Origin of the sequence: Intrasporangium calvum DSM 43043 (assembly GCF_000184685.1) — a bacterium.
Lineage (GTDB): Bacteria > Actinomycetota > Actinomycetes > Actinomycetales > Dermatophilaceae > Intrasporangium > Intrasporangium calvum.
On the sequence record NC_014830.1, the window covers coordinates 3021853 to 3043921 of the forward strand.

Consider the following 22069-nt stretch of genomic DNA (forward strand, 5'->3'; position numbering starts at 1 on the left):
GCATACGGCCGAAGGGTCTGCCTCTCAGAGCAGGCCGCGCCGCTCGAGGAGGTGGCGCGGATCGGCGTCCTGCCCTCGGAACTCGCGGTAGGACGCGAGCGGGTCGCCGGCACCACCGAGCCCGATGACGTACCTGCGGTAGCGGTCCCCGTTGGCCCGGGTGAGGCCGCCGTTCTCGGTGAACCAGGCCACGGTGTCCGCGTCGAGCACCTCGCTCCAGATGTAGGCGTAGTAGGCCGCGTCGTAGGCATAGGCGAAGACGTGCGCGAAGTACGGCGTCGAGTAGCGCGGCGGCACCAGCGGGTTCGCGAGACCGACGTCCTCGAGCGCCCGCTGCTCGAACGCGTCCACGTCGGCGACCGCGGCCGCCTGTTCCACGTCCAGGGCGTGCCAGGCCTGGTCGAGGAGCGCCGCCGCCAGGTACTCGCTCGTCGCGAAGCCCTCACCCCACGAGCGTGATGCGACGAGCCGGTCGACGAGGTCCTGCGGCATCGGCTCCCCCGTCTCGTGGTGCACCGCATAGTTGGCCAGCACCTCCGGCCAGAGCATCCACATCTCGTTGACCTGGCTCGGGTACTCGACGAAGTCGCGGAACACCTGCGTCCCCGAGAAGTGCGGGTAGGTGACTCGCGCGAGCAGCCCGTGCAGCGCGTGACCGAACTCGTGGAAGAACGTCGTCACCTCGTCGAAGGTGAGCAGGGTCGGCTCGCCCGGAGCGGGCTTCGGCACGTTGAGGTTGTTGGTGACGACCGCGTGCGGCTCGTCCAGCAGCGTGGACTGGTGGACGAGGCTCGACATCCATGCCCCGCCCTTCTTCGTGTCTCGGGTGTAGAGGTCGAGCAGGTAGAGACCGACCGGCGTCCCGTCCTCGCGGACCTCGAAGACCCGGACGTCGGGGTGGTACCCAGGCAGGTCGGGGCGCTCGTGAAAGGTCAGGCCGTAGAGCCGCTCGGCGGCGAAGAAGATCCCGTCGCGCAGGACGCGCTCGGCCTCGAAGTAGGGGCGCATGGCCGCCGTGTCGACGCGGTACGTCGCCGCCCGGACACGGTTGGAGTAGAAGGCCCAGTCGGGCGCCTCGATGGGGTGGCCGGCCTCGGACTCGAGCGCCGCCTGCTCGGTGCGGGCATTGGCGGCCGCGGCCCGAGCCATGGGGGCCAGCCGCTCGAGGACGCGCTCGGGCGACTCGGCGGTCGAGTCCGCCAGTGCCGCGTGAGCATGGGTCGGGTAACCGAGGAGGCGGGCCCGCTCGGCGCGGAGCCGGACGATCTCGAGGACGAGGTCCCTCGTGTCGTTCTCGTTGCCGCGGCTACCGCGGGCCCGCTGGGCGTCATGAAGCCGTCGGCGCAGCTCCCGGTTGGTCAGCGACGCCAGATGCGGGTGGTTCGTCGGCAGCACCAGGCTGATCAGGTACGAGCCCTCGTGTCCGTGCTCGCGGGCGGCCTCGGCGGCCGCAGAGACCTCCCCCGCCGTGAGCCCGTCGAGCTCGGACACCTCGTCGACGGCGACGGCGAGGTCGTTCGCGTCGGCCAGCAGCTGCTTCTCGAACCGGGTGGTCAGGCTCGCCAGAGCCTCGTTGAGCTGGCGCAACCGGGCCTTGGCCTCGTCGTCGAGCCCTGCCCCGGCGACCGTGAACTCCGTCAGATAGCGCTCGACGAGGTAACGCGCCTCGGCATCGAGAGCGGCCAGCTGATCGGCGTCGTCGTGAACGGCCCGGATGCGCGCATAGAGCCGCGAGTCGAGACCGATGGCATCGCTGTGAGCCGCGAGCTTCGGGGCGTACTCCTCCTGGATGGCCTGGATCTCCGGCGTGGCGAGCGCGCTCGCGGTACCGAAGAAGGCCGTGCCGGTCCGCGTGAGCAGCTCGCCGGAGCGCTCCAGCGCGAGGAGGGTGTTGGCAAAGGTGGGCGGCTCGATGTTGGCGGCGATCGCCTCCACCTCGGCGCGGTGCTGCGCCATCCCGGCGTCGAACGCCGGGCCGTAGTGCTCCGGCTGGATCCGGTCGAACGGCGGCAACGAGAACGGCAGGGGGCTCGGGGTCCCGAAGGGGTTGCCCTGCAGGGAGGAGTCGTCGGCGGCTTCGGTGGGGTCGACCATGCCCCAGACACTACGGTGCTCGCCCGGAGCCTCAGCGCCCCGGGATGCGAGCACGCTCAGCCGGGCTGAGGGGTCCGCGACCGGATCGCGTTCATCAAGGAGAACTTCCTGCTCGACGGCGAGAGCTTCGTCCCACCGGCGGGCATCTGGATCGCCGTCTCCTCGTCCCGGTCCCACACCAAGGGCCACCCGAGCGCCGAGGGCCAGGGCCTTCTCGACGGTGGCGAGCTGGTCAGTCGTCCGCACGGACGTTTTCGGGGACGCCAGTTGTGCAAGACTCGGGAGGATGCAGACCCGCTCCGGGCACTTCGAGCTGACCATGGACGAGCTGCGCGCGATCGCCGGCTATGCCGTGGCCTGCGCCGAGCCGGCGCTCGTCCTCTTCGAGAAGGACCGGCCCGATGACCGTCGCCCGGCCGCCGCGCTCGAAGCCGCTCGACTCTTCGCCGAGGGAGCGCCCCGTTCCCGCCTCCAGCGGACCGCCGCGGCTGAGTCCCATCGCGCCGCCGAGGATGCGAGCGCTGAGCCGGCTCGACATGCGGCGATGGCGGCAGGGGATGCCGCCGCGGCCGCCTACCTCCACCCGCTGGCGAAGGCCACCCAGGTGCGGCACATCCTCGGGCCGGCCGCCCATGCCGCGCGGGCGGCCGAGCTGGCCCGAGGGGACGACCCCGTGGTCGCCGAGTACGTCGTCGCCGCAGCCGCGAAGCGCGCCTCCCCCGTCGTTCTCGACGTGCTGAGCCGATACCCTCGGGCCCCGGAGGGGCGCAGTCGGGTCGCGGCCCTGATGGGGCGGCTCGACAGCCTGCTCCGTGATCCGCCCCCGCCGCGGCGCGTGGTCGACGACCCCGGGCCGTTCTTCCACGGGACCAGGGCGGACCTGCGGCCCGGCGACCTGCTCACACCGGGCTGGACGTCGAACTACGGTTCCCGACGACAGGCCAGACACATCTACCTGACGGCCACCCCTGAGGGCGCGCCGCTCGCTGCCGAGCTGGCTCATGGCGAGGGGCCCGCACGGGTCTACCGGGTCGAGCCGCTCGGCATCATCGAGGATGACCCCAACGTCACCGACAAGCGGTTTCCGGGCAACCCCACCCGGTCCTACCGGACGACCGAGCCGTTGCGGGTCGTCGAGGAGATCACCGGGTGGGAGCCCCCACCGGCGGAGCGGATCGCGAAGATGCGCGCGGGGATGGCCGAGCTGGCCGAGCTCGGCATCGAGGCGATGGACGACTGACCGCGGTGACAGATACGAGGGCGCCGCGGTCGTGGCGCCGTCGTCACCACTTGTACATCGTCCCGTGGGCGAGGTTGTAGTACATGCCGATGTGCGTGTAGAAGTTCATCGCACCAAAGAGCAGGAACACCACGCCGCCAATGGTCCAGGCGCGGACTGCCCACCGCAGCAGCTGGGGCCGGTCGGTCAGCAGGGCGATCGCAAAGAGGAGCGCGCCGAGGGCGACGATCCCCCACAGCCCCCCGAGGAAGAGCGCCTCGAGAAGTGGCAGGTGTCCGAAGCGGCCACTGATCGGCTCCTCCGGAGGTGCCGCGCCGAGCTGGAAGCGCACGAACGCCACGGCCAGCACCGCCATGGCCAAGCCGAGGGCCCCCACGAAGATGCTGACTGGCTTGAACGCGGCGAGCGCGGCGGTGTTGGCCTCGTCGATGTCCCCGGCGAACACCGCCCGTTGGCGCCACAGGTACACAGCGGCGAAGAGGAGGAGCGCGCCGAACCCGGCCGCCGGTTGGCCGAAAGCGATGTTGGCGTACTCGAAGCCACCACCGCCGAACGGCCAGGTCACCGTGGTGTGCAGTCCGAGCGCCAGGAGGAGCAGCCCGGTGGGACCGAAGAACGCCGCCCATCCTTCGCTGTCTATTCGCTTCCCCCGAAGGAGGTGGGTGATGAACCACGCAAACCCGAGCAGTCCCGCACCTGCCGTGATGCCAACCAATTCGTTGTAGACGACCATTCGGCCCGATCTCCTTTGTCCTGTGCCGCGTGCTTCCCAGCAATAGTTGAATGTTCAAGCATTAGGGTCAACGCGTGCGACGTGGATGTATTCCCGCCGCTTTCCTGACAGGCTGGTCGTCATGAGCGGATCCGAGCGTGATCGGGACGACCGCGGGCGGGCCCGTCAGGCACGCCCGAGAGACGCCCTGGGTCGGCCGCTGCCCTACGGCGCCGAAGGAGTCGAGCCGGTCCCGGAGGAGGCGCTGCCGCCCCTGGAGACACTGGACAGAGCGCGTGACCTCGTGGCAGGCGGTCGCCCCTTTGCGGCCCACGAGGTCCTCGAGGCCCGCTGGAAGGCCGGCCCGGCCGGAGAGCGCGACCTCTGGCAGGGACTGGCCCAGGTGTGCGTGGCCCTCACCCATGCCGCGCGCGGCAACCAGACGGGGGCGCAACGACTGTCCGACCGGGCAGCCATGCGGCTGGCGGCCTACTCGGCGTCTGGAGGCGACACCTACGGCGTCGACCTGAGCGCCGTCATGGAGTGCGCGCAAAGACACGTCGCGGAGGGTCGCGCCCAAGCCTGACGCGCCGCGGCGCCAGGGCATCCGTCACACACCCCCCGTAGAGCAGCCCCGAAGTCCAGCCCCCCCTACAGCGCCAGCCCTACAGCGCCAGCTCCGCCTTGACCACGTCGACGAGCCGACCCGCCACCAGGTGAGCCTGGTCTCCGTCGGCGGCCTCGACCATGACGCGCACGACTGGCTCCGTGCCGGACTTGCGCAGCAGCACGCGCCCGCTCTCACCGAGCTCCGCCTCGGCCAGCCGGACGGCGTCGGACACGACGCTGGAGGACTCGAGGCGGCTCTTGTCGACGCCCTTGACGTTGATGAGGACCTGGGGGAAGCGGCGCATGACGGCGGCCAGGTCCGCGAGGGTCCGGCCCGTCGAGGCCACGCGTGACGCGATCATGAGGCCGGTGAGGGTGCCGTCCCCCGTGGTGCCGTGGTCGAGCATGACGACGTGGCCGGACTGCTCGCCACCGAGCGTGTAGCCGCCGTCCTTCATGCCCTCGAGCACGTAGCGGTCCCCCACCGCGGTCTGCAGCACCTTGATGCCGGCCGCCGCGAGCGCCTGGATCATGCCGAGGTTGGACATGACGGTCGCGACGAGGGTGTCGCCGCGCAGGGTGCCCTGCTCCTTGAGGGACAGCGCGAGGATCGCCATGATCTGGTCGCCGTCGACCTCCTCGCCGGCGGCGTCGACCGCGAGGCAGCGGTCCGCGTCGCCGTCGAAGGCGAGGCCGAGGTCGGCGCCGACCTCGACGACCTTCTCCTGGAGCCGCCCCAGGTGGGTCGAGCCGAAGCCGTCGTTGATGTTGATGCCGTCCGGCTCGTTCCCGATGACGGTGACCTTCGCGCCGGCCTCGGCGAACGCCCGCGGGGCGACCACGGAGGCGGCGCCGTGCGCGGTGTCGAGGACGACGTGCAGCCGGTCGAGGCGGTGCGCCACCACGGAGAGCAGGTGCGTCACGTAACGGTCCGCGCCGTCGCTCAGCGACAGGATCCGGCCGACGTCGGCGCCGGTCGGGCGCTGCCACTGCTCGCCCAGCCGCTTCTCGATGGCGTCCTCGAGCTCGTCGGCGAGCTTGTGCCCGCCGCGGGCGAAGAACTTGATCCCGTTGTCGGGCATCGGGTTGTGCGAAGCAGACAGCATCGCTCCGAGGTCGGCGCCCCGGTCGGCGACCAGGTAGGCGATGGCGGGCGTCGGCAGCACCCCGGCGTCCAGCACGTCGACGCCGGCGGAGGCCAGCCCGGCCATCGTCGCCGCAGCGAGGAACTCGCCGGAGGCCCGTGGGTCCCGACCGACGATCGCCACCGGGCGGTGCCCGTTGAACTCGCCCACCTCGCCCAGGACGTGCGCCGCCGCGACGGACAGGTCGAGCGCCAGCTCTGCCGTGATGTCCTGGTTGGCGATCCCACGGACGCCGTCCGTTCCGAAGAGTCGAGCCACGGTGGTGTGCCTTTCGTACGGGCGCCGATGGAGAAGAGGTGGAGGGTGGGTGAACGCGGGTGAACGCGGGTGAACGCACGGCGCCAATGAGAACTTACTCCGCCGTCACAGGCGAAAGGCCCCGAGTGGCACTCGGGGCCTTTCGTCGTGGTGCGAGGGCAGATCAGCGCTTGCTGTACTGCGGGGCCTTGCGGGCCTTCTTGAGTCCGGCCTTCTTGCGCTCCGGGACTCGGGCGTCGCGGCTCAGGAAGCCGGCCTTCTTCAGGGCGGGGCGGTTGAGCTCGGTGTCGACCTCGTTGAGCGAGCGGGCGACGCCGAGGCGGACCGCGCCGGCCTGGCCGGAGGGGCCACCGCCGTGGACGCGCACGAGCACGTCGTACGAGCCGTCGAGCTCGAGGAGCGTCAGCGGCTCCTTGACGATCTGCTGGTGCACCTTGTTGGGGAAGTACGAGTCGAGGGAGCGGCCGTTGATCTTCCACTCACCGGTGCCCGGGACGATCCGGACGCGGGCGATGGCCTGCTTGCGCCGGCCGGTGGCGGCGCCGGGGACGGAGACCTCGCGGGCCCGCTTCGGCTCGCCCAGGTCGGACGTGGAGGACTCCGAGGTGTACTCGGTCAGCTCCGGCTCGTCGGTGTCGAGGACATCCTCGTTCACAATGTCAGTCACGTGCTTCTCTTTCTACGCAGTCAGTGCTCAGTCAGGAGCGCACGGGGCGCTTACTGCGCGACCTGGGTGATCTCGAACGGGACGGGCTGCTGAGCCGCGTGGGGGTGCTCGGCGCCGCGGTAGACCTTGAGCTTGGCGAGCTGGTGGCGGGCGAGCGAGTTCTTCGGGAGCATGCCGCGAACTGCCTTCTCGATGGCCTTCTCGGGGCTCTTGGCGAGCAGCTCGGTGTAGCTCGTGGCCTTGAGGCCGCCCGGGAACCCGGAGTGGCGGTAGGCCTTCTTCTGCTCGAGCTTGGCGCCGGTCAGGGCGACCTTCTCCGCGTTGATGATGATGACGAAGTCACCGGTGTCGACGTGCGGCGCGAACTGCGGCTTGTGCTTGCCCCGGAGCAGGACCGCAGTCTGGCTCGCGAGACGGCCGAGCACGACGTCGGTCGCGTCGATGACGTGCCACGTGCGAGTGACCTCGCCGGGCTTCGGGGTGTACGTGCGCAATGGAGTCTGCCTTTGCTGTCGAAATAATGCCGTATGCCGCTGGGCTCGGTCCGCGTCGCCCGCCGCCCTCATCGGGTCGGCTGGGTTCGCAGGTGCCTGCTGCACAACCTCACCCATGTTACGGGCTCACGGCGGGCTGCCCAAATCCTCGCCAGCCACCCACCAAAGGGCGTCTGACCTGCACAAACCCAGCCCAGCGGCATACGTCCAAAAGAGTTGTGCAAACGAAGTGTGCATAGGTAGTGTGCACACTATGGCTGCACCTAGCGACTCCCCGACCAACATCTGGCTCACCCCGGAGAGCCTGCGCGTCCTCGCCCACCCGCTGCGCTCCCGCCTGCTCGGCCAGCTGCGGATCGGCGGCCCGGCCACCGCGACGCAGCTCGCCGCCGCCCTGAGCACCAACACCGGCGCGACCAGTTACCACCTGCGCAAGCTCGAGTCCGTCGGGCTCGTCGAGGACACCGAGGAGGGCGAGGGCAAGCGGCGGCTCTGGCGAGCGAGCACCGAGGCGCACTCCTGGTACCCGAGCGACTTCGCCGGGGACGAGGACAGCGAGACCGCGCTGAACTGGCTCTCGCACGACTACGCGCGACACTTCGGCGAGCAGTACGACAAGTGGCTGGGCGTGTCGATGACCTGGCCCGCCGACTGGCAGGACGCCTGTGGCAGCAGCGACTCCATGGTCCTCGTGACGAGCGAGCAGCTGCGCGAGATGCGTGACGAGATCCACGAGGTGGTGGCCCGCTACCGCCGCGTCGGCCAGGGGAACCCACGCGCCCGGCGGATCGCGACCTACACCTTCCTCTATCCACTCGACCTCGACCGGCCCCCGACACCGGACCACCGGTCATGACCAGCGTGCTCAGCCCGGCGGCTGCGCGCCGCGTCTTCCTCATCCTGTCCTGCACCCGGTGGCTCTCCATCGGGCTCGTCGTCGGCATCTTCATGCTCTGGATCCTCGAGCGGGGCCTCACTGTCGGCCAGGCGGCTTTCGCGTTGTCGTTCACCGGCATCGTGGTCTTCCTGCTCGAGCTGCCGACCTCCGGCTTCGCGGACGCGTTCGGACGGCGACCGGTCTACGTGGCCGCCGCTGCCTTCGGCGTGCTGTCCTCCGTGGCCCTGCTCGTGGCCCATTCGTTCGCCGCGTTCGTGGTCGCTGCCGCCCTGACGGGCGTCTTCCGGGCGCTCGACTCCGGTCCGCTCGAGGCGTGGTTCGTCGACACCGTGCATGCCACCGAGCCCGACGCGGACGTCGACGGCGCCCTGGCCGCCCACGGGACGGTCGTCGGCGTCTCGATCGCTGCGGGCGCCCTGCTGTCGGGCGGTCTCATCGCGTGGCACCCCGTCGAACAGCAGTCCGCGCTGTGGCTGCCCGTGCTGTGCGGAGCCGGCTTGTCCGTGCTGCACCTCGTCATGGTCCTGCTCCTGCTCAAGGAGCCACGCGGCGTCGGCCACCTCGACGTCTCCGGTCTGCGTCGGGCGGCCGCCTCTGCCAAGGAGGCCCCGATGGTCGTGCGGGACGGCCTGCGGCTGGTGCGGTCGAGCCGCGTCCTGCAAGGGCTGATGCTCGCCGAGGTCGCCTGGTCGGTCGCCATGGTTGTGTTCGAGATCTTCCAGCCGGTGCGGTTGGCCGAGCTCCTTGGCAGTGAGGAGGCCGCCGGCGCGTGGATGGGACCCATCGCAGCCGGTGGCTGGGCCATCTTCGCGGCGGGGTCCGCGCTCGCCGGCCTGACGAGCAAGCGGCTCGGGGTGTCGCGCACGGCCATCCTCGGACGGCTGCTCAACAGCGTCGGAGCGATCGTGATGGGTCTCGTGGCCGGCCCGGTCGCGCTCGTCATCGCCTATGCGTTCACCTACTCGATGCACGGATTCCTCGGACCCATGCACGCCGCCCTGCTGCACCGGGTGGCTGAGGCGCGCAACCGCGCGACGATCCTGTCGATGAACTCCATGACCGCGTTCGCCGCCTTCTCGATTGCCATGCCCCTGCTGGGCGTGTTCGCCGAGCGTGCGTCGACGCAGGTCGCGATGCTCGTGGCGGGCGCGATCAGCCTCGCGGGTCTGCTCGCCTACCTCCCGGCCCGCCGGGCCGAGCGCACCCGCGCCCGCGCGAGTGGCTCCGGTGTGCACACCCTCGGCTGATCCCGGAGCGGGCTGACGGGCGACCCAGGCCCGCAACTTTCGGACCCGCGTCCGATAGTGGGCGGCCGCTCCCGACCCAGGCCCGCAACTTTCGGACCCGCGTCCGATAGTGGGCGGCCACCCCGACCCAGGCCCGCAACTTTCGGACCCGCGTCCGATAGTGGGGCGCGGGGGCGGCGGTCTCCTACCTTCCTGGGACTCCGCAGACCGGCGGCTCGGTGAGGCGGCGAGCCAATGCGGCGCCGCCGAGCACCATCGCGAGGGCGGCCCGCTCCCCCTCGTGCGCCGTCTCGATGGCGAGCCACGGACCGGCGACGGCGAGAGCCAGGCCGGCCACGGCGCACGGCGCGCAGCCGAGGTCGGGTCGCCACCCTTCGCCCGGCCGCGGGACGAACAGGGCCAGCGCGAGGGACGACAGCACCGCGGCTCCGGCGGTCAGCACCGACCAGAGTGGCGCGTCCACCAGCGGCCAGCCCACGGTCGCCCCGATGAGCACGAGCAGTCCGACGAAGATCAGCACGGCCGCCACCCGCCGCCGCTGCGGCCACCGCACCCTCTCCCCGGACGCGGCAGTCGGACGCACGCCGCCGAGGATGGTCTGACCAGTGAGGATGTCCCCGACACCGGGAGCTGCCGGCCCACCGGCCCGCGCCCCCCGGAGGTCGTCCTCCAACGCGGTCAGGGCGTCGAGGCCGCCTGCGACGTACTCCCCGGAGCCGGGCCGGGCGGCGAGCGGCCCGCTGATGCCCTGCCAGGCTGACCTGACCTCCTCGATCACGGCCTGGGCGCGCTCCGCAGCCACGGCCCCGGTCGGCTCGCCGGCTTCACGCCGCAGCGCACGCCGCACGTCCGACAGCGCGGCCGCCGCGCCCTCGCTCGCCTTGACGGTCTGCCGGGTGCCGTCGACCCGGCAGAGCGGGGCCCCGCCGGTCGTCGCCTCCAGCGCGGCCAGGGCCGCGGCCTGGTGCCGCTCGACGATCTCGAGTGGTGCTGCACTGCGCGGCGGCGACTCGGTCATGACGCACCCGCGACTCGGCACGCGCCGTCAGCGCACGGGCGGCGTCTGGCGGCATAGCCGACCGCCCCCACGAGGGCCAGGAGCGAGATCGCGGCGAGCCACGGCTGGAGCGGCTCCCAGATGCCGAGGGCACCGGACGTGCCCAAGGCGATGAGGACGATCTTGTTGCAGACCGGGCACGCCACGGCGAACAGGGCCAGGCCCGCTGCACCGACCGCCGGTGCGTTCGAGTCCTCGCCCGCCACCGAGCCGTCGGCGGCAACGACCCGCCGGGCCCGCTGCAGACCGAACCAGAGGCCGGTGAGGACGCTCGTCGCCAGCAGGACCCACGGCTCCCAGGCGCGCACCGGCACCTGTCGCCCGAAGACCGGGTTCGGCACGATGTCCGTCGGCACGCCGATGACGAGGAACGTCGCCGCAGCCGCCAGCAGGCTGATGCCGAGGTGGGGCCTGGGCCGTTCCCAGTGAGCCGTCTCGTCGGGCTGCGCACCGGCGCCCGGGTCCGGAGCGTGGGTGAGGTCGTCGGACACCATTCGATCCATACCCCCTAGGGTATATGCCGCAGAGCCTCACCCCCAGCCGGTCTCAGCGATCCGGTCCCAGGGTGATGTCGTCCAGGGCCACGAGGTCCGCAGCCGTCGGCTCCCACGAACCGGCGCGCACGTTGTCGAGGACCTGTTCCGGGCTGGTCGCCCCCGAGATGACCGACGCCACCGCGGGCTGGGCCGCGAGCCCGCCGATGGCCACGTCGATGAGACGGAGACCGCGCTCAGCGGCATACGCCTCCAGAGCCTCGATCGTGTCCCAGTCCGCGCGGGCGAGCCGGTCGGAGGGGTCCGCCAGCCGCGTCCCCGTGGGCGCGGCCTCGCCGCGGCGGTACTTGCCCGTGAGGAGCCCGGACGACAGCGGGAAGTACGGGAGCACGCCGACGCCCACGTGGTCGCACGCCGGGACGAGCTCGTCCTCAACCCCCCGCTCGAGCAGCGAGTACTCGTTCTGCGCCGAGACGAACCGCTCGAACCCCTCCGACCGCGCCACCCAGTCGGCGTCGACGACCTGCCATCCGTCGAGGTTGGACGAGCCGAGGTAGCGCACCTTGCCCTCCTGGACCAGCTCGGTGAGGGCCGCGAGCGTCTCCCCGATCGGCGTCACCCCGTCCGGGCGGTGCAGCTGGTAGAGGTCGATCCAGTCGGTGCCGAGACGGCGCAGGCTCGCCTCCACGGCGCGGCGGACGTAGCGGCGCGAGCCCCGCGAACCCCAGTCCGGACCGTTGGACCCCTGCATGTCCATCCCGAACTTCGTTGCCACGACGACGTTCTCACGCTCGGAGCCGAGCGCCCGGCCAAGCAGCTCCTCGCTCGCACCCTGTCCATAGGTGTCCGCGGTGTCGAAGAGCGTCACACCCGCGTGGAGCGCCTGGCGCACCACGGCCGCCGTCGTCTCCTCGTCGATCCGGCGGCCGAAGTTGTTGCAGCCGAGGCCCACCGTGGACACCGTGAGGCCGCTGTCGCCGAGCTGTCGGTACGTCATCTCTGGAGTGGTCACGCACCACACCGTAGTTGGCGCGGCCCCGCGCCCGAGGGCACGGGGCCGCGTCAGCGAGCCCAGCGGCATACGACGTGGGTGTCAGCTGGGCTGGACGAAGACCGCCACCGTCCGCGCGGGCACCGTCAGCGTCGACGACGACGAGTCGTATGCCGCTGACCTCGCCACGCTGTCCGCCCCCTCCCGCTGGACCGGGCTCAACGAGACCGGGCCGCTGAGTCCCGGGACCCGCTGGGCCACCGCGTCCGGCGAGGCGTTGAGGACGACGACGAGGCCGCGCAGGGCGGGGTCGACATCCGTCCCGACCGTGTCGTCGATCCGCATGACGATGACGCCGGGGTGCGCGTCCGAGGTGCCGGACACCGGGAAGCTCACCTTCGCGCGGATCGCCTCCGCCGAGCCGAGGCGGAAGAGGGGCGTGCTGAACCGCAGCTCGAGCAGGTCCTGGGCCATTGCCGTCGCCTGGCGGGCGTCGTCCTGCGTCGGCTTGAGGGCCGGGTCGGCGAGCAGCGGCCGCATGAACGGCCACTTCGCCGCGTTGACCCCCTCCGGCGGCAGGCCGTGACCGAAGCCGTTGTCCTGCCCGGTCCAGTCGAGCTCGTTGAACCAGTCGCCGCTGTCGTAGGAGTCGCGGTTGAGGCTCTTGCTCCGGAGCAGGTCCGCGCCCGCGTGCCAGAACGACGGAGTCTGGGCGAGAGCGGTCGTCGCGAGGGACAGCGAGTTCATCCGGACCCGGTCGGCCATCGTCGTGGGGACGGGCAGCTTGTAGGTCAGGGCGTCGAAGAGCGTCTCGTTGTCGTGCGCGTCGACGTAGGTGACCACCTCGTCGGGCTCGTCGGCGTAGCCCGCCGGCGACCCGTTGTAGTCGACGTCGGTGCCCTGGACGACCTCCCCGGTGGCCTGGCTGCGGAACGCGTAGGTGCGGAGGTTCCCGGCGAGCCCGAGCTGGACGAGGTCGGTCTCGTGGGCGAGACGTGCGGCGGCCGCGGCGGCGTCACCGTTCGTCGCGGCGCCGTTGGGGTCGGTCGCCAGCCCTGTGCCGAAGCCCTGCTTGCGCGGGTCCTCGTCGAACGGCCCACCGCCGCGGACGGCGTCGCGGAGCCGGTCGGAGAAGGTGCCGATGTGGGTGCCGCCCAGCTGTCCCTGAGTCGCCTGCTCGAAGAGCGTGTTGCCGGCGACCTCCCCGAAGTTCCAGCCCTCTCCGTAGAGGTAGATCCTCGTGCCGTCGACCCCGTCCCTGGCCGGGGTGAGCGCGTCGAGGGCGGTGCGGATCGCGAGCAGGTTTGCCTTGCTGTGGTGGCCCATCAGGTCGAAGCGGAAGCCGTCGACCTTGTAGTCCCGGGCCCACGTGACGACCGAGTCGACCATCATCTTCTCGGCCATGGCGTGCTCGGTCGCGACGTTCTGGCAGCACGTCGACGTCTCGACCGCACCGGTGGCGTTGAGGCGGTGGTAGTAGCCGGGGACGACCTTGTCGAGCACGGACCTGGCGCCCTGACCCGACTCGGCGGTGTGGTTGTAGACCTCGTCGAGCACGACCCGCAGGCCGTCCTGGTGCAGGGCCCCGACCATGGTCCGGAACTCGGCGATCCGGGCCCCGCCGTCAGCGGCCGCGGCCGTCGAGGCGTAGGACCCCTCGGGCGTCGTCCAGTGGTACGGGTCGTAGCCCCAGTTGAAGGCGTCGGCGCCGGCCACCTTCGTCGTGCACTTCTGCTGCTCCTCGCTGTCGGGGGCGAAGGACTCGAGGTCGCAGTCCGGCTCCTGCTGCCTGGCCGGGTCCTCCTCGATCGAGGCGATGTCGAAGGTCGGCAGGAGGTGGACCGTGTTGAGGCCGGCCTCGGCGAGCGCGCGGAGGTGCTTGCGGCCGTCGCCCTCCTGCGCGAAGGCGAGGTAGCTGCCCCGCAGCTCCTCGGGGACCGTCTCGTCCGTGGCCGAGAAGTCGCGCACGTGCAGCTCGTAGATCGTCGTGTCGACGTTCTGGGCCAGCTGCGGCGACGGGGTCGTGCGCCAGGCCGACGGCATGTGCTCACGGTCCTTGAGGTCGACCGCGACCGAGTGGGTCGAGTTCAGCGTCAGGGCAACCGAGCTGGGGTCGGTGACCCGGTTGGTCTCGACCTTCCCGGTCGTCGGGGCGAAGACCCTCACCTCGTAGAGGTAGCGGGCCTCCTTGGCGGAGGCGCCGAGCGTCACGGCCCAGGAGCCGTCGGCCGCGCGCTTCATCGGGGTGCGCCTGGCCCGGTCGACACCGAGGTCGTCGGACCCGGCCGGCCAGGTGAGGAGGTCGACGTCCTGGGCGGTCGGCGCCCAGAGGGCGAACGAGACCCCGCCCTTCGGGAAGCCGACGCCGTACGAGCGCTTGCGGGCGGCACCGGAGTACATGGCGTCGAGCGCGATGGCGATCTGCACGCCGGTCGCGTCGAGCAGCACGCCGGTCGAGTCGTACATCCCCACCGCGACCTGGCCCGTCAGGATCTCGGGCATCAGGGCGGCGGTCCGCTTGTCGGTGCGCAGGGCCACGGCGTCCTTCAGCTCGGGATGGGCGGCGAGCACCGCTGCGGGCAGCCCCTTGGGGTCGCGGGTGAGGGTCGCGACGGACCCGCCCGTCACGGCCTCGGCGTCGACAGCGAGACCGCCGCCCGCCGACCAGTGCAGCCGCCACGTCAGGGTGGCCGGGTCGACCCCGGCCGGCACCGACGACGCCGGCCACGCGACGAGGTCGTCGTCGACGATGAACGCCTTCGCCTTGGTCAGGTCCGGAGCCGCGCCGGCGCGGGACGTCCGCACCGAGATCTGGTGGGTGGCGAGGACGTAGCTGATCGTGACGAGCGTCCCGTCGGACGGCACGGAGAAGGCGACGTTGGGGCCGTTCTGCTCACCACCGGCGCCGTAGTTGACCTTCCACGACAGCCCGTGCGTGACCTTGAACTCGTAGCTGCCGGCGGGGACCTGGCTCGACGACCACGTGTAGGTGCCGTCGCCGTCGGGGTCCTGCAGCCAGGAGCGCATGCAGTCCGGCGCCCAGTCGCCCGCGCAGCCGAGCTCGCTCTGGAAGCTGCCGGGCGCGGTGATGATCTCGCCCTGGGCGTCGCTGGTCACCCAGTGCGTCCGGTGGTCGTAGTAGAAGGTCACCGGTGCCCCGGTCGCCGTGAGCGGGATGTTGGAGCCGTTGCGCGCGCCACCGAGGCCGTAGTTCTCGTCCCACCCCTTGTTGATCGCGGCCTTGTACTCGTAGTCGCCCGCGGGGATCGTGGTCGTCAGGCGCCAGATGTCGTCGTTCGGGTTGCGGGTCAGCTGGGCCCGGTCGCAGGCGGGGTCCCAGTCACCGGCGCAGCCCATCTCGGAGTTGAGGTTCCCGGGGACCGAGACGTGGTCCGGCTGGACGACCGGGCCGGTCCCGCCGCCGCTGCCGCCGTCACCGCCCCCGGCCCTGGGGTCACCGACGATCCCGTAGGTCGACGTGGCCGCGAGGTTGCCCTCGATGTCGCGAGCGACCATCCGGTACTCGAGGAGGGTGCCCTTCGCGAGGCCCGTGACATCGTGGAAGACCCGGTAGGGCGCGTTGTCGTCGGTGCCGATCGGGGTCCACGCGGTCGTGCCCACGGGCCGCTGGAGGAAGGTGACCTCCGCGAAGGCGTTGCCCGGCATCGCGGCGCCGATCTCGGCGCGGCCGCCGACCACTCCTCCGGCCGCCGGAGCAGCGGGATGGACGGTGATCGCCGACTCCGGCGCGTGGAAGGCGGTCTTGGCGCGGAACACCTGGACCGACAGCGGCGGCACCGTGACGGTGACCCGCCCGGCCCGGTCCGAGGTGACGCCCTTCGACGTGCCGAGCAGGGGCAGGAAGCTCGTCTTGGGGGACGCGGTGGCGAACGTCGCCGTCTTCGCTTCGGTCGCGTTGTTCGCGACGACGACGTACTCGCGGCGGGCGTTCTTGTCGATGCGGCTCACCGCGTAGATGCCGGCGGAGTCCGAGGCGTAGCGGTGCAGCTGGGCCCCGTCGGCGAGCGCCGGGTGGGCCTGGCGCAGGGCGGCGAGCCGGGCGGTGTGCGTGTAGAGCGGGCCGGCCGTGCCGTAGCGGTCGGCCGAGCCCATCGGCTCGTCGGCGCCGCCGTCGATGATGACGTCGTCCTCGTAGTCCGCGACCTGCGTCGCGAACATGTCCTGGCGCGCGTCCTTGTCGCCGCCGGCGCCGGTGAAGCCCTGTTCGTCGCCGTAGTAGACGACCGGCTGGCCGCGGGTGAGGAACATCAGCGAGTTGGCGAGCTCGGTGCGGGCGAGCAGCTCGTCGCCGCCGAACTCCGCGTCCCGCAGCATCGCGCCGACGCGGCCCATGTCGTGGTTGCCGAGGAAGGTCGGCAGGGAGTAGGCGTTGGAGTCGAGGTCGGTGTAGTAGTCGTCACCGGCGAAGAGGTCGCGCAGGCCGGTCGTCGGTGTGCCGGAGGCGAAGCCGAGCGCCGCACCCTGGAAGCCGAAGTCGAGCGTCGCGGGCAGCCGACCCTCGGTCGTGTACCGGCTCATGTAGGCCGGGCTGCCGTCGAACACCTCCCCAAACATGAAGAAGTCATCGTTCCCGGCGGCCTTGGCGTGCTCCATCAGGGCCGGCCCGAAGCTGCGCCAGAACGGCAGGTTGACGTGCTTGACGGTGTCGATCCGGAACCCGTCGATGCCGAGGTCGACCCACGCCTCGTAGATGTCCTCCATCCCCTTGACGACCACGGGGTCCTCGGTGAAGAGGTCGTCCAGGCCGAAGAAGTCACCGTAGAGGCTCGACTCGCCGGCGAAGGTCGAGTTCCCGCGGTTGTGGTAGCGCACGGGGTCGTTGAGCCAGGCGGGCACCTTGACCGTCTCGTCCTGGGGCGTGCGGAACGTCGGCACGTAGGGGAAGGACGTGGCGGGGTCGAGCGTGGGGAAGTCGCTCGTGCCGGCGACGTCGGTGTCGTCGAAGACGGTCCCGTTGGCGTCCTGGTACGGGTGGGCCTCCTTGGAGCGGTAGTCGTCCGAGTCGCCCTCGTAGTCGATGACGTCCGCGGTGTGGTTGGTGATGATGTCGAAGTAGACCTTCATCCCCTTCGCGTGCGCGGCGTCGATGAGCGCCGTCATCTCGGCGTTCGTGCCGAGGTGCGGGTCGATCTGGGTGAAGTCGGTGATCCAGTAGCCGTGGTAGCCGGCGCTCACGTCGTCGCCGCTGCCTTGGACGGGGCGGTTCTTGAAGGACGGCGTGAGCCAGATGGCGGTCGTGCCGAGGCCCTTGATGTAGTCGAGCCGGTCGCTGATGCCCGCGAGGTCACCGCCGTGGTAGAAGCCCTTGTCCGTCGGGTCGTAGCCGGTCGCGAGCCGGTCCCCGGCGAGGCCGCCGTCGTCGTTGGACGGGTCGCCGTTGGCGAAACGGTCGGCCATGACGAAGTAGAACCGCTCCTTCGTCGGTGCCTGCCGGAGCGAGGGGGTGGCGAGCGCCGCGTCGGCGTCGGTGGCCGGGCCGGAGAGCTCGACCGGGGCGATGCCGATCTGGTGGGACACGTCGTCGTAGCTGAACCGGATGCGCGCCGGCCCTTCGAGCACGAGCGGCAGGTTGGCGCCGCCCTTCGCACCGTCCGCGCCGTAGTTCTCGTCCCAGGAGCGGTTGATCGCCACCTTGAGCTCGTAGCTGCCCTTCGGCACGTCGAAGACCTTGGCGTATGCCGCTGAGCCCGCTTCCAGCACCAGCTCCGTCGCGCTGCAGCCGGGGTCCCAGTCGCCCGGGCACCCGAGCTCGTCCTGCAGCGAGCCGACCAGGGTCACCGTGCGGTCCCCGGCCCACGCCGTGACCGCTCCGGACACCGGGGTGACGAGACCAGCTGCGGCAACGGCGGCGACCGTGGCGGCGGACAGGAACGGGCGTCGGCGCATGCGCACTCCTTCGTGGCACGAGGAACTCGTGAGGCTTCGGCCGCGCGGTGGGAGCGCGACGGGGTCGCACCATGCTCGGCACGGGCAACCTAGCGCTGCGCAGGTTCGACACGCCAGAGGTTTCTGCAATTTTTTGCAGAACCGGTCCTGGTTCTTGCGGATGCTTGCGGGGAGCGTCCACCACTGACCGGACCCCGGCCCGATCGCGGGCGGACCGTTCAGAGGGTGAGGTCGAGTACCTCGGCGCCCGGGAGGTCCGCGAGTGCGGCACCGTCGACGAGCAGCTTCGCACCGCGAATCCCGGCGCCGATGACGACCGGCCCCGCACTGGCGACCTTCGCGTCGACGAGGACCGGCCAGTCGGACGGCAGACCCACCGGAGTGATGCCGCCCTGTTGCATCCCGGTCAGCTCCTCGGCGACCGACTGGTCGGCGAAGGAGATCTTCCGCACGCCGAGGTGCTTGCGCACCACGCGGTTGACGTCGGCTCGGTCGGTCGCGAGGACCATGACGGCTGCCCGGGTCGTCACGTCGCCGCGACGCCCCTCGACGACGACGCAGTTGGCGGACGCGGCGGGGTCCACGTCGTAGGCGTCGCAGAACGCAGCGGTGTCGGCGAGCGCGGCATCGATCGCCGCGACCTTCGCGCCCGGGACCGCGGGCAGGGCCGCGGCGACGGGCGTGGCGAGGAGCTCAGGATGCTCCAGGGCGGGCTTCCAGGTCAGGTTCCCCTCGGCGCTCGGCATGGCGTCACCGTACGACACCGCTGGTCTCGATGCCTGCGCCTGGTCAGTCCCCGGCGATCTGCCGCACGACGGTGGCGGCGGGGACGTCGGCCGCGTCGCGCCACCCCGTTCCCGCCCAGAGGGCCATCGCCCGGTGGTCGTCCGCCGCGGCCGACGCCCGGCGCAGCGGGCTGGTCAGGTGGTGCAGCTCCGGGTACGCGGCGGGTGCGAGGTGGTCTCGCTCCCGCACGAAGTCCGTCTCCAGGGCCCGGGCCAGTCGACCCGAGAAGGCCCGGGTGACGACCGTGCGGGTGAGCTCCGGGTCGGCGAGGGCGCGGCGGTAGGCGAGCGCCGTCCCCGCCTCGGGGGTGCGGAGCAGAGCCGTGCCGACCTGCACGGCCGTCGCCCCCGCGTCCAGAAGCTCACGGGCCCGCGACCGCGTCGAGATCCCACCTGCGGCCACGATGGGGACCGAGCATCCCTCGCGGACCAGCCCGACGAGCTCGACGACGTCGAGGGTGGACGGCTCCTTGGCCACGTCGAGCGTGCCCCGGTGTCCACCCCCGTCCGGCCCCTGGACGACCAGGGCGTCGACCCGCGCCTCGAGCGCGGCCTCGGCCTCCTCGACGTCGCTCACGGTCACGACCACCTCGATCCCCGCGCGACGCAGCTCCGCCAGAACGGCAGGGCCGGGCAGCCCGAAGGTGAAGGACACGACCGGCACCTTCTCCCGGACGACGAGGTCGAGCTTGCGCTCCCAGTCGTCCGAGTCGCCCGGCACCTGCTCGGGCAGCTCCACCCCGAACCGCTCCGCGACGGGGAGCAGGCACTCGCGGTAGCGGGAGACGGCCCGGGCGCGGAGGTCACCGGTGAGCGGGACGAGCCCAGCGGCATACGGCATCGCGAAGGTGTTGGCACGGTCCGGCACGAAGAGGTTGACCCCGAAGGGTCGCGAGGACGCGTCCCACACGTCGGCGATCTGACGCGCCAGCTCGTGCGTCGCGAGGTAGCCACCCGCGAGGAAGCCCAGCCCGCCCGCCTCGGACACCGCCGCGACGAGCTCCGGAGTGGACGGGCCGCCCGCCATGGGCGCCCCGACGAACGGGACGGCGAGCGCGTCGATCACCATCCCTCGACGCTACTCCCCTGCCACCGGACGCGCCGGTCCGCGCACGGTGCGCCACACAGGGCCGTCGGTCCTTGTCGTTCGGGGAATCCGGTCACACACTGGCGGAAGACCCCGAAGCGAGGCCACCGTGCACACTCCCCCCGCCGTCAGACGACGTCGCTCCCGCCTGCTCCGAGCGGGAGCCGTCGTCGTGGCCCTCGTCTCCGTCGCCGCGGCCGCTCCGGCGAGCGCGGTCACGTCCGCCGACCCGGCCGTGGCCACGACGCCCACCGTGGCGACCGCCCTGCCCGACCCCGTCCCGGGCGCCGAGGTCTACCCGCGGCCGGCCGACGGCACCTACGACATCACCGGCGGAGGGTTCGGCCACGGGATCGGCATGTCGCAGTACGGCGCCCACGGCGCAGCCCTGGCCGGGCTGACCCACGGGCAGATCCTCGACTTCTACTACCCCGGCACGCAGCAGGGTGCCTCGCCCCTCACCTCGCTCCGCGTCGGCGTGCTCGCCGACAACGACGGCGTCCTGACGCTCCCCGCGCGTCCCTCGCTCGCCGCGACGATCGGCGGCACCACGGAGACCTTGCCCGCCGCGCCGACCCAGTGGCGGGTCCGGGCGACCGGCGCCACCACCAACACCTGCTCACTCGACTCGTACGACGGCTCCTCGTGGACGGTCCACCGCAGCGGCACCATCTGCCCCGTCCGCTTCTCGACGACCGTCGGGACCGTCGACGTGCTCCTGCCCAGCGAACGGCGCGTCTACCGCGGCACGCTGCTCGCGATCTGGCGTTCGGCCAGCACGGTGGGGACGGCCAACGACGTCGAGATGCAGTCCTACCTGCGCAGCGTCGTCCCCGCCGAGATGCCACCGTCCTGGGCGGACGAGGCCCTGCAGTCCCAGGCCGTGGCGGCACGGACGTACGCGGCCCGCCGGTCCGGCGGCACGTCGTGGTACGACACGTGCGACACCACGGCCTGCCAGGTGTACCGGGGGCTGGGTCGGCGCAACAGTGACGGGAGCATCACGTCGTACGAGTACGCGACGACCGACGGCGCGGTCGCGGCGACCGACGGGGTCGTGCTCACCTACCGCTTCAGTGACGGGGTCACCCGGCTCGCGACGACGATGTTCTCGTCCTCCAACGGCGGCCAGGTGGCGCCGGGCTCGCCGGACCACCCGTACCTCGAGGCGCACCCCGACGGCTACGACGACGTGTCGATCAACTCGAGGCACCGCTGGTCCGCGTCCCTGCCCGTCACCGCGCTCGAGTCCTCCTTCGGGATCAACCGGGTCGAGCGACTGCAGGTCCTCGCACGCGACGGCCAGGGAGCCTGGGGTGGACGCATCCTCAAGGTCCGCGTCGAGGGCGTCACCTCCGCCGGCGCCTACACGGCCGTGGACACCTCGGGCGACGCGCTCCGGGCAGCCCGACCGTGGCCCACCTACAGCAGCGGCCTGTCCTCCAACTACTTCTCCATCGCACCGACCGTCACCACGGTGCGCCTCGCCGGCGCGGACCGGTACGCCACGGCCGCCGCCGTCGCGGACGCGCGCTACTCCCCCGGCGTCGACGTCGTCTACGTCGCGACCGGGCTGACCTTCCCGGACGCCCTTGGGGGGGCAGCCCGTGCCGGCGTCACGCGCGGCCCGCTGCTGCTCACCCGCACCAGCTCGCTGCCGACCGTGACCCGCGACGCCATCGACCGGCTCCAGCCCGCACGTGCGGTCGTGCTCGGCGGAACCGCCAGCGTGGAGGAGCCGGTTGCGGCCAGCCTGGCCCCGCTGACGACATCGGGCGACGTGCAACGGGTCGGTGAGCAGGACCGCTACGCCACCGCCGCCGCACTGTCCGGCTACTACCCCAGCGGTCTCGCGGTCGCCTACGTGGCCTCGGGTGAGAACTTCCCCGACGCGCTCGCCGGCGCAGCCATTGCCGGGCGGGACCGCGTCCCCATCCTGCTCACCCGCGCCGGTGCGCTCCCCGGCGTGACCGCCGACGCCCTGCGGCGGTTGGCTCCCGGCCGGATCGTCGTCGTCGGTGGGACGGCGACGGTGTCGGACACGGTCGTCGAGCAGCTGCGCCCCCTCGCCAGCTCCGGCAACGTGGCGCGGTACGCCGGCGCTGACCGCTACGCCACCGCGGCTCGCGTCGCCGCGGAGTACCCGACGGCCGCCACCGTCTACGTGGCCTCCGGTCAGACCTTCCCCGACGCGCTCGCCGGCGCCGCGGCGGCGGGACGCGACGGGGTCCCCATCCTGCTGACCCGCTCGGACACCTTGCCCTCGAGCACGCGCGACGCCCTGAGCCGGCTCAACCCCGCCCGCGCCTACATCGTCGGCGGCACGGCCACCATCACGGACGGGGTCCGAGCGGCCATCCTCGACGCGATGTCCCGCTGAGGCG

The 22069-nt window shown here is 71.8% G+C and carries 16 protein-coding genes and 1 pseudogene; 6 read left to right on the forward strand and 11 right to left on the reverse strand.

Features of this window, described 5'->3' with window-relative positions; all coding sequences use genetic code 11:
* Positions 1–24: 24 nt before the first annotated feature.
* On the reverse strand, positions 25–2094 hold the full coding sequence (locus INTCA_RS13655) for a M3 family metallopeptidase (RefSeq protein ID WP_013493517.1): 2070 nt from the start codon (positions 2092–2094) through the stop codon (positions 25–27).
* Between the two features lie 319 nt (positions 2095–2413).
* On the opposite strand from INTCA_RS13655, the pseudogene INTCA_RS20665 reads away from it, so the two are divergent.
* Both INTCA_RS20665 and arr read left to right on the forward strand, forming a co-directional pair.
* Positions 2414–2764, forward strand: a pseudogene (locus INTCA_RS20665) (putative immunity protein); the annotation flags it as partial.
* Between the two features lie 117 nt (positions 2765–2881).
* Positions 2882–3334, forward strand: coding sequence for an NAD(+)--rifampin ADP-ribosyltransferase (gene arr / locus INTCA_RS20670; protein WP_234424043.1), 453 nt, complete (start codon positions 2882–2884; stop codon positions 3332–3334).
* A gap of 43 nt (positions 3335–3377) precedes the next feature.
* Here arr and INTCA_RS13665 read toward each other — a convergent pair whose 3' ends face one another.
* Entirely contained in the window at positions 3378–4067 is a 690-nt protein-coding gene (locus tag INTCA_RS13665) for a DUF981 family protein (RefSeq protein WP_013493519.1), read from the reverse strand.
* Between the two features lie 121 nt (positions 4068–4188).
* Here INTCA_RS13665 and INTCA_RS13670 point away from each other — a divergent pair, with 121 nt between their 5' ends.
* Complete coding sequence (locus INTCA_RS13670; RefSeq protein ID WP_013493520.1) at positions 4189–4632, forward strand: DUF309 domain-containing protein; 444 nt, start codon at positions 4189–4191, stop codon at positions 4630–4632.
* Between the two features lie 79 nt (positions 4633–4711).
* Here INTCA_RS13670 and glmM read toward each other — a convergent pair whose 3' ends face one another.
* The 3 genes from glmM to rplM all read right to left on the reverse strand — a co-directional run bounded on the left by glmM (position 4712) and on the right by rplM (position 7219).
* A complete protein-coding gene (gene glmM / locus INTCA_RS13675; protein ID WP_013493521.1) occupies positions 4712–6058 on the reverse strand; it encodes a phosphoglucosamine mutase in 1347 nt (448 codons plus the stop codon).
* A 163-nt stretch (positions 6059–6221) separates the two neighbouring features.
* Positions 6222–6725, reverse strand: coding sequence for a 30S ribosomal protein S9 (rpsI, locus tag INTCA_RS13680; protein ID WP_013493522.1), 504 nt, complete (start codon positions 6723–6725; stop codon positions 6222–6224).
* Between the two features lie 50 nt (positions 6726–6775).
* Entirely contained in the window at positions 6776–7219 is a 444-nt protein-coding gene (gene rplM / locus INTCA_RS13685) for a 50S ribosomal protein L13 (protein ID WP_013493523.1), read from the reverse strand.
* Positions 7220–7472: 253 nt separating this feature from the next.
* On the opposite strand from rplM, the gene INTCA_RS13690 reads away from it, so the two are divergent.
* Together INTCA_RS13690 and INTCA_RS13695 are read left to right on the forward strand one after the other, a co-directional pair.
* Positions 7473–8075, forward strand: a complete 603-nt coding sequence (locus tag INTCA_RS13690; protein ID WP_013493524.1) for a winged helix-turn-helix domain-containing protein — start codon at positions 7473–7475, stop codon at positions 8073–8075.
* Positions 8072–9364: an MFS transporter gene (locus INTCA_RS13695; protein WP_013493525.1), complete on the forward strand. Its 1293-nt coding sequence runs from the start codon at positions 8072–8074 to the stop codon at positions 9362–9364. The genes INTCA_RS13690 and INTCA_RS13695 overlap by 4 nt, the downstream gene beginning before the upstream one ends.
* Before the next feature lie 184 nt (positions 9365–9548).
* On the opposite strand, the gene INTCA_RS13700 is transcribed toward INTCA_RS13695, so the two are convergent.
* The 6 genes from INTCA_RS13700 to INTCA_RS13725 all read right to left on the reverse strand — a co-directional run bounded on the left by INTCA_RS13700 (position 9549) and on the right by INTCA_RS13725 (position 19667).
* Entirely contained in the window at positions 9549–10382 is an 834-nt protein-coding gene (locus INTCA_RS13700) for a hypothetical protein (protein WP_013493526.1), read from the reverse strand.
* The gene (locus INTCA_RS13705; protein ID WP_218916268.1) at positions 10379–10924 is read right to left on the reverse strand and encodes a hypothetical protein; all 546 of its coding nucleotides are present in this window, start codon (positions 10922–10924) and stop codon (positions 10379–10381) included. The genes INTCA_RS13700 and INTCA_RS13705 overlap by 4 nt, the downstream gene beginning before the upstream one ends.
* A 43-nt stretch (positions 10925–10967) precedes the next feature.
* The gene (locus INTCA_RS13710) at positions 10968–11912 is read right to left on the reverse strand and encodes an aldo/keto reductase (protein ID WP_013493528.1); all 945 of its coding nucleotides are present in this window, start codon (positions 11910–11912) and stop codon (positions 10968–10970) included.
* Positions 11913–12008: 96 nt separating this feature from the next.
* Positions 12009–17813 (reverse strand): pullulanase-type alpha-1,6-glucosidase, encoded by a 5805-nt coding sequence (pulA, locus tag INTCA_RS13715; RefSeq protein ID WP_013493529.1) that lies wholly within the window; start codon positions 17811–17813, stop codon positions 12009–12011.
* A 218-nt stretch (positions 17814–18031) separates the two neighbouring features.
* Positions 18032–18559 carry a YbaK/EbsC family protein gene (locus tag INTCA_RS13720; protein ID WP_041308781.1) on the reverse strand — a complete coding sequence of 176 codons (528 nt, stop codon included), beginning with the start codon at positions 18557–18559 and terminating at the stop codon, positions 18032–18034.
* 43 nt (positions 18560–18602) lie between these two features.
* A complete protein-coding gene (locus INTCA_RS13725; protein WP_013493531.1) occupies positions 18603–19667 on the reverse strand; it encodes a nitronate monooxygenase in 1065 nt (354 codons plus the stop codon).
* Positions 19668–19794: 127 nt separating this feature from the next.
* Here INTCA_RS13725 and INTCA_RS13730 point away from each other — a divergent pair, with 127 nt between their 5' ends.
* Entirely contained in the window at positions 19795–22065 is a 2271-nt protein-coding gene (locus INTCA_RS13730; protein ID WP_013493532.1) for a cell wall-binding repeat-containing protein, read from the forward strand.
* Positions 22066–22069 lie beyond the last annotated feature (4 nt).